This is a genomic window from Mycobacterium sp. E3298, from assembly GCF_001666895.1.
Lineage (GTDB): Bacteria > Actinomycetota > Actinomycetes > Mycobacteriales > Mycobacteriaceae > Mycobacterium.
Genome location: NZ_LZJB01000610.1, coordinates 1 through 6,763, shown reverse-complemented (window position 1 = coordinate 6,763; position 6,763 = coordinate 1). Strand labels below are relative to the sequence as shown.

The 6,763-nt window shown below is 68.3% G+C and carries 8 protein-coding genes and 1 pseudogene; 2 read left to right on the top strand and 7 right to left on the bottom strand.

Annotated features, from left to right (window positions below):
• Nucleotides 1-203 (bottom strand): annotated as a pseudogene (locus tag A9X05_RS27960) (cutinase family protein); the annotation flags it as partial.
• 398 nt (nt 204-601) lie between these two features.
• Between A9X05_RS27960 and A9X05_RS27955 the strand changes: the two are divergent.
• Nucleotides 602-2,089, top strand: coding sequence for an NAD(P)/FAD-dependent oxidoreductase (locus A9X05_RS27955; protein WP_067785518.1), 1,488 nt, complete (start codon nt 602-604; stop codon nt 2,087-2,089).
• Between the two features lie 520 nt (nt 2,090-2,609).
• On the opposite strand, the gene A9X05_RS27950 is transcribed toward A9X05_RS27955, so the two are convergent.
• The 5 genes from A9X05_RS27950 to A9X05_RS27930 all read right to left on the bottom strand — a co-directional run bounded on the left by A9X05_RS27950 (nt 2,610) and on the right by A9X05_RS27930 (nt 5,593).
• A complete protein-coding gene (locus tag A9X05_RS27950) occupies nt 2,610-3,194 on the bottom strand; it encodes a fasciclin domain-containing protein (RefSeq protein WP_067785528.1) in 585 nt (194 codons plus the stop codon).
• Between the two features lie 299 nt (nt 3,195-3,493).
• Nucleotides 3,494-4,192, bottom strand: coding sequence for an anti-sigma factor (locus A9X05_RS27945; protein ID WP_067785515.1), 699 nt, complete (start codon nt 4,190-4,192; stop codon nt 3,494-3,496).
• Nucleotides 4,189-4,752, bottom strand: a complete 564-nt coding sequence (locus A9X05_RS27940; RefSeq protein ID WP_067785525.1) for a sigma-70 family RNA polymerase sigma factor — start codon at nt 4,750-4,752, stop codon at nt 4,189-4,191. Before A9X05_RS27940 ends, A9X05_RS27945 begins: the two co-directional genes overlap by 4 nt.
• Before the next feature lie 170 nt (nt 4,753-4,922).
• A complete protein-coding gene (locus A9X05_RS27935; RefSeq protein WP_067785512.1) occupies nt 4,923-5,234 on the bottom strand; it encodes a DUF202 domain-containing protein in 312 nt (103 codons plus the stop codon).
• Nucleotides 5,231-5,593, bottom strand: a complete 363-nt coding sequence (locus A9X05_RS27930; RefSeq protein ID WP_156675532.1) for a YidH family protein — start codon at nt 5,591-5,593, stop codon at nt 5,231-5,233. Before A9X05_RS27930 ends, A9X05_RS27935 begins: the two co-directional genes overlap by 4 nt.
• Before the next feature lie 15 nt (nt 5,594-5,608).
• On the opposite strand from A9X05_RS27930, the gene A9X05_RS27925 reads away from it, so the two are divergent.
• Nucleotides 5,609-6,319 (top strand): haloacid dehalogenase type II, encoded by a 711-nt coding sequence (locus A9X05_RS27925; protein WP_082971081.1) that lies wholly within the window; start codon nt 5,609-5,611, stop codon nt 6,317-6,319.
• Here A9X05_RS27925 and A9X05_RS27920 read toward each other — a convergent pair whose 3' ends face one another.
• The gene (locus A9X05_RS27920; RefSeq protein WP_197499163.1) at nt 6,320-6,760 is read right to left on the bottom strand and encodes a hypothetical protein; all 441 of its coding nucleotides are present in this window, start codon (nt 6,758-6,760) and stop codon (nt 6,320-6,322) included.
• Between the last annotated feature and the right edge of the window lie 3 nt (nt 6,761-6,763).

The following is a 6,763-nucleotide window of genomic DNA, read 5'->3' as shown; positions in this document are numbered from 1 at the left end:
ACGAAGGCCTGGCCGGTGGGCCCGACTCCGGGGGCTTCACCGGTGCCGCGGGCGAACACCACCTGCACGTCCGGACACTGCGCGGACGCGGTGGGGATCACGGACCCGGCGAGGACCGACGCGCCGAGACCCGACGCCGCAACCACTGCCGGAGCAAGGGAACGGATGAAGTGACGTGCGATCATGCCGCCGCTGATGCCCATACGAACGCCTCCCAAAACTGTCCCTATCGTAAAAAATATCTCGCCGTTTCCTGTATACCGAGGTACGGCGCGTCGCGCCGGATGAGCGGCGCGTGTCGACGCACCAAACGAATCCATTGTGCGCGCGCGGCGCGATGACGTCGCGTTACTGGGCCGGCTGCAAGGGACGGCCGGCCGGTTCGGCTACCGGTAAGACCGCAGATTTGGCTCGGGGACAGAGGCTTTGGGGGCGGGGCGGTCGTTCGGCGCGACCCCCCCGAGAGGTCCGGTTGCGATGTCAGCAAGGTCACATGCTGGCAAACACGGGTGCGTCGTCTGGCTTCCTTTATTAGAGTTACGTAAGGGTAATGACAATTCTTTCTCAGTAAGCGCGGGGCGGGGAAGCACGGAGCGAGGTTGTGAACACGGACCGTTTGGACGCCGTCATCGTCGGCGCCGGCTTTGGCGGCATCGGTGCTGCGATCCAGCTCAAGCGTCTCGGGTATGACAACTTCGTCATCCTCGACCGCGAGGATGACCTGGGCGGCACCTGGCACGTCAACCACTACCCGGGGATCGCCGTCGACATCCCGTCGACCACCTACTCCTACTGGTTTGAGCCGAACCCGACGTGGTCGCGGCTGTTCGCGCCGGGCGCCGAGGTCAAGCAGTACGCCGCGGACGTCGCCGACAAGTACGACGTACGCCGTCACATGCGGTTCAACACGACCGTGGAAGGCGCCCAGTGGGATGAGGACGCCGAGGTCTGGCGGGTGACGCTGGCGGGTGGCGAAACGTTGTCCAGCCGCTTCCTGATCACCGCGACGGGCTTCCTGTCGCAGCCGCGCATGCCGGACATCGCGGGGATCGCGAGCTTCGAAGGCAAGGTGGTCCACACGACCGCGTGGGACCACGACTTTCGATACGAGGGGCGCCGGATCGCGGTCATCGGGACCGGCGCGTCCGCAGTGCAGGTGATCCCGGAGTTGGCCGAACAGGCTGGGGAATTGACCGTGTACCAGCGCACCGCGACGCATGTGCTGCCCAAGTTCGACTTTGAGTTTCCCCCCGCGGTGCGCGGCCTGTTCGCCCGGGTGCCGGTGGCGCAGCGGACGCTGCGGTGGGTGACCGACATCCTCCTCGAAATCATCATGGTCGTCGGAGCGCTGCACTTCCGGGAGTCCCGCGGTCGGGGGAACATCTCTGCATCCGACCTGGCCAAGATCAACCGATTCCGGTGGATCCGGGACAAGAAACTGCGCGCCAGGCTGACGCCGGACTACGACCTCGGCTGCAAGCGGCCAACCTTTTCCAACGGCTTCTACCGCGCGTTCACCAAGCCGAACGTGCACCTGGAGACCGACTCGATCGCGCGGATCGAGTCGGACGGCATCGTCACCGTCGACGGGCGCAAGACCGTCATCGACACCCTGGTCCTGGCGACCGGTTTCGACCTGTGGGAGGCCAACTTCCCGGCCATCGAGGTGGTCGGCCGCAAGGGCCGCAACCTGGGCAAGTGGTGGCGAGAGACCCGCTTCCAGGCCTACCAGGGCCTCTCGATGCCCTACTTCCCGAACTACCTGAGCCTGGTTAGCCCGTTCGCCTTCTCCGGGCTGTCCTTCTTCCACACCATCGAATACCAGATGCGGCACATGGACCGGCTGCTCGGCGAGGTCAAGCGCCGCGGTGCGACGACCTTCGAGGTGACTGAAGAGGCCAACGACCGATTCATGGAGCGGATGACCAAGCGGCTGGACAACACGGTGTTCTACGCCGGGAACTGCGCGACGTCGCGTTCGTACTACTTCAGCCCCAGCGGCGAGGCCTCGCTGCTGCGACCGACCTCGACGTTGAACTCGGTGCGGGAAGCCGCGACATTCCCGCTCAGCGACTACGTCATCGCCTAACGCCACACCCGCCACACCAGCCCCGGCCGCCCCGACGGCGGAAGCGGGCGGGTGTTTGCCCGCCTCGTAGCGACAACGCCGGGGTAGGCGCGGTTGTCGCTGTGAGGCGGGCAGTTCGGCGTCCGTCTGCTTTCCGGTGACGGGTGAGGCGGGCGGGGCGCCAGCTTTTCGGCGAATCTCCGTTTGCCCCCGCGGTCGGCGGGGTAACCGAACAAGGCGCGATCCGTCCCCAACCGATGCGAAAGGCGGTGTGGCCCAATGGAAACACTGTGCCGTTGGTGCGCCTGTGGCGGCGCCCCTTGCGTTCGTGTTGGGCAACATGGACGCGCCCGCGCATTCGGTCGCCTACTCGCACGTAGAGCTCTCGGCCGCCGTACAGGTCAGCGACCGCTGACCGATCGTCTCGCCGTGGGCCGCTAGCGCATCGCCACACCAGCCTCTGGCCGGGCGCAAGCGGCCGGCTGCAAGACCGCTTAACTTCCCGGGGAGGCCGGTGTGGCGAGCGGGACCGAGTGCGCCGTTACGCCGGCGGCAGCAGCACCGTGTCGATCATGTACACCGTCGCGTTGGCGGTCGGTACGCCGCCGCAGACCAGGCCCGCGTTGTTGACCCGCAGGCCGTTGCCCTGGCCGGTCACCGTGACGTTCGCGCCCTGAACGGTCTTGTGCGAGCCGGCGACCTTGGCCGGACTCAGCTGGCCGGGCACCACGTGATAGGTCAGGATGCTGGTCAGCAACCTGGAATCCGTCTTCAGTTGGTCGATCGTCTGCGCCGGCAGCTTGCCGAATGCGGCGTCGGTCGGAGCGAAGACCGTGTACTGCCCATTGTTCAGCGTCTCGACCAGGTTGACATTCGGGTTCAGCTTGCCCGACAGCGCGGAGGTCAGGGTGGTCAACGCGGGGTTGTTGGACGCCGCCACCGCCACCGGAACCTGCGACATTCCTTCCACCGACGCCGGGCCGCTGGGGTTGGCTGCCGCGTAATCAGAGCACCCGGGGCCCACCAAATCGGCCGCTGCCGCGGTGGGAGCGGTCACCACACCCAGACCCAGCATCGCCGCCACCGCGAACCCCTTCGCCGCCACCGACGTCCTGTGTGCCTTCATCGCCTTTGACTCCTTTGGTTGGTCCGACATTTGACAGCGATTCGGAGCCCGAACACCTTCGGATGGGTGCCGGGGCAGAAGTTTCTAGCCGTAGGTGAACGAATACACCTGCAGCCCTTGGTCGGGGTGACCTCGAGGGTTCTGATTGCAGGCGATCGCCGGAGACGATCTGATGTGACGTCGGCGGCCCGCCGATGGGAATGGCGACGGATCGTCCGTCCGGAACAGTGGGCGGGTGGTCGAAAGTGGTTGTGCCGACGCCGCGGACGGGCCACGATTTTCCGGGAGCCGTGCGCCGCTCAGCCGAGGGGCAGCGCGGCCAGGAACGTCCCCGTCGGACGTGGGGACCCGGTGCCCGGTTCGACGGTGAACGCCAGGCTGGTGGACGACCCCAGGTTGGTGAGCGTCGCGGTCGTCGACGGCGCCACCGCGGCGGTGCCCATCGTCCCGGCCGACGTCGGCCCCTTGTCGCTCAGCAGCCACATCTGGTAGACGGTCCCGGGCTTCGGCGGCGGGACGTTGTTCATCACCAGCACGCCGGCGTTGCGGTCGTGGGAAAAGACAACGGTCGCAGTGCCATTGCCGAGCGGTCCCGACACGGTGCGCACGTCCGGGGCCGCGAACACCTGCTCGGCGATCGTGGACGGTGGATGCGGACGCAGCAGTATGCCGATGCCGAATGCGGCGGCGCCGACCACCACCGCTGCCGCCGCGGCCCCCAAAAGGGCGGCGCGCCAACCGTATCTGCGTTCGCCGTGTGCGGGTATCGCCGCCAGCGTCGCGGCCCGCAGGTGCGCCGGTGGTTCGACGGCCGTCGTCGCCGAGATGACCGCCAGCGTCTCGCGGACGGCACGAACCTCGTCGTCGAAGGCCGCCGCCACCGACCGTGGCGCGGCCGCCAGCCGCCGCTCGATGTCGGCCCGCTCCTCGTCGGACACGGCGTCCAACGCGTACGGCGTTGCCAGCTCGAGCAATTCGAATTCGTTCGGTTCCGTCATGGCACATCCAGGCAGTTACGCAAGGCACGCAGCGCGTCGCGCATGCGCGACTTGACCGTCGACAGATTCGCCGCCAGCCGGTCCGACACTTGGCTGTAGGTGAGTCCGTCGTAGTACGCCAACTGGATACACTCCCGCTGCGTGTCGGTCAACGCGCCTAGGCATTCGGCGACGCGGCGGCGCTCGTCGCCGGCGATCGCCGATTCGGCGACCACATCACTGGCGGGGTCGGCGCTGGCCGCGGCGTAGCGGGAATCCCGCCTGCCGGAAGCCTCCTCGGACCGCACCCGGTCGACGGCCCGCCGGTGCGCGATGGTCAGCAGCCAGGACAGAGCCGACCCCCTGCTGGAGTCGTAGTCCGGCGCCGTCCGCCACACCTCGCAGTAGACCTCCTGGGTGGTCTCCTCGCTGTAGCCGGAATCGCGCAGCACCCGCATCACCATGCCGTACACCCGACTCTTTGTGAGGTCGTAGACCGCGGCGAAGGCGTCGCGGTCGCCGCGCGCGACCTGGTGCAGCAGCGCGTCCAGGTCCTTGCTGGGCGTGGGCGGTCCGGTCATCGATCGGTAGCCTAGCGCCCGGCGCGCCGCCGAAGGATCGAGTTTGTCGCCCTGCTGCGGCAACCCGATGCCGCAGCAGGGCGGCGGGGTGCCCGGACCTGTCCACGCTGGTGATTCGTAGCCGAAGATCGCGCGGATGACGTCGACCCCGTTGACGACGAAACACGCTGCTAGATCAGCTGGGCGACCGTCGTCACGGCGACGAGCAGCAAGACGGCGACCCCGACGATGTAGACCTGCCGCCGCGGCGTGACGCGCGGCGGAATGGGGCGCTGCTGCAGAACCCGCTGGCGCCGAACGGCGATCACGAACGTCGCCAACGCCACCGCGCCGGCGAGGCCGGCCGGGATGAAGGCGGCGGGCCCGACCGGGCCGTGCAGATTCCTGATCATCAGCAGGGCGCCGTTGCCCAGAAACGCGAACGAGGTCCGCGTCCAGGCCAGGATCGTCCGCTCCACCGGGCCACCCGGCGCGTCGGTCAATGCATCACCGCCTTGGCGATCACCAGTCCGAGCGCCACGATCGCGACCAGCGTGAGCCCGATCGCTAGGTAGGTCGGCGAGGGATGCCGGGGCAGCGGCCGCCCGTGGCGCATCGCGTCATCCGCCTGCCGCCAGCGCAGCAGGCCCATCCCGCTGGTGAGGATCGCGAGCACCGCGAGCCCCACCGCCAGCACCCGGCGGGCGCCCGGGACGGCGAGCTCGGGGACCAGCTGGACGAGCGCGACCGCCGCGGCGAGCAACCCCAGCGCGGTGCGCTGCCAGGCCAGGAAGGTCCGCTCGTTGGCGAAGGTGAACCGGTAGTCGGGCTCTAGCTCGTCGGCGCAGTCGGTGTCGGCCACGACGCACATCGTTGCATGATGAAGCCTGTGGTCAAGGCTCTGCTGTTCGACGTGCAAGGCACGGCGACGGACTTTCATTCGACCGTCTGCGACGAGGCGCGGCGGATAAGCGCCGGGCGGCACCCGGAAGCGGACTGGCCCGAGGTGGTAAGGCGTTGGCGCGCAGGCTACTTCACGACGCTGGAGGCGGCGCGGTCCCGTCAGAGCGGGTGGGTGTCGGTGCACTCGGTGTATCGGCGGTCGCTCGACGCCGTCCTGGACGAGCGCGGCATCGCGTTCACAGCGGCCGCAAGGGACGAGCTGACGCAGGCCTGGCGGCGGCTGAAACCCTGGCCGGACGTGGTGCCCGGGCTGACGCGCTTGAAAGCCGGGTACACGCTGGCCACTCTGTCCAACGCCGACGTGTCGGCCGTCGTCGAGATCTCCAAACGGGCGGGCCTGCCGTGGGATGCGGTGTTCGCCGCGGAGATGGCCGGGGTGTTCAAGCCCGACCCGGCCATCTATCGGATGGCCGCGACCTACCTCGGCCTCGAAACCGCCGAGATCATGATGGTGGCCAGCCACAAATACGACATCCGCGCCGCGGCCGCACTCGGATTCCGGACCGCCTTCGTCGCGCGCCCGATGGAGTTCGGGGCCGACGGCGAGGCCGACGTGGCCTATTCCGACGAGTTCGACGTCAACGCGTCCGACTTCTTGGACCTGGCGGCACAACTCGGCCGCTGATCAGCGGCGCGCCGACCCGGTCAGGGGTTGCCCGGTGGCGGACTGCAGCAGGCAGATGACGGTGCTGGGCGTGGGGTCCGCGCCGGTGCGGTCCTGGTTCGAGTCGATGAGAAACGTGATCGAGAACGGGCTGCCGTCGACGGATCGCCCGGTGTACGGGGCGAATCCGTCGTTGCAGTCCTTGTTGGCGACGATGGCGACGGCTTTGTCGACGGCCAAGGGACCGCGCAGGTACACCTCGGCCAAATGTGGTGTGGCGCAGTCGACGGCGGTGACGGTCACCCGGCTCAGGTCGATCGGCGGAAGGTCGGCCACGCAGTCGCCGACCTGCAGTTCGATCCACTTCACGGTGTGCGAGGTGGTGGGGGCGGCCGCGGCGCCGGGGCAGGCGGCCAGCATCGCCGCGACGGTCAGGCCGCCCAACGCGTAAAGGCCACGCATGCA

Coding starts and splice junctions, on each gene's coding strand:
- A9X05_RS27950 (WP_067785528.1), bottom strand. CDS start 3,194: ATGAAGGCACACAGGACGTCGGTGGCGGCGAAGGGGTTCGCGGTGGCG.
- A9X05_RS27945 (WP_067785515.1), bottom strand. CDS start 4,192: ATGACGGAACCGAACGAATTCGAATTGCTCGAGCTGGCAACGCCGTAC.
- A9X05_RS27940 (WP_067785525.1), bottom strand. CDS start 4,752: ATGACCGGACCGCCCACGCCCAGCAAGGACCTGGACGCGCTGCTGCAC.
- A9X05_RS27925 (WP_082971081.1), top strand. CDS start 5,609: ATGATGAAGCCTGTGGTCAAGGCTCTGCTGTTCGACGTGCAAGGCACG.
- A9X05_RS27920 (WP_197499163.1), bottom strand. CDS start 6,760: ATGCGTGGCCTTTACGCGTTGGGCGGCCTGACCGTCGCGGCGATGCTG.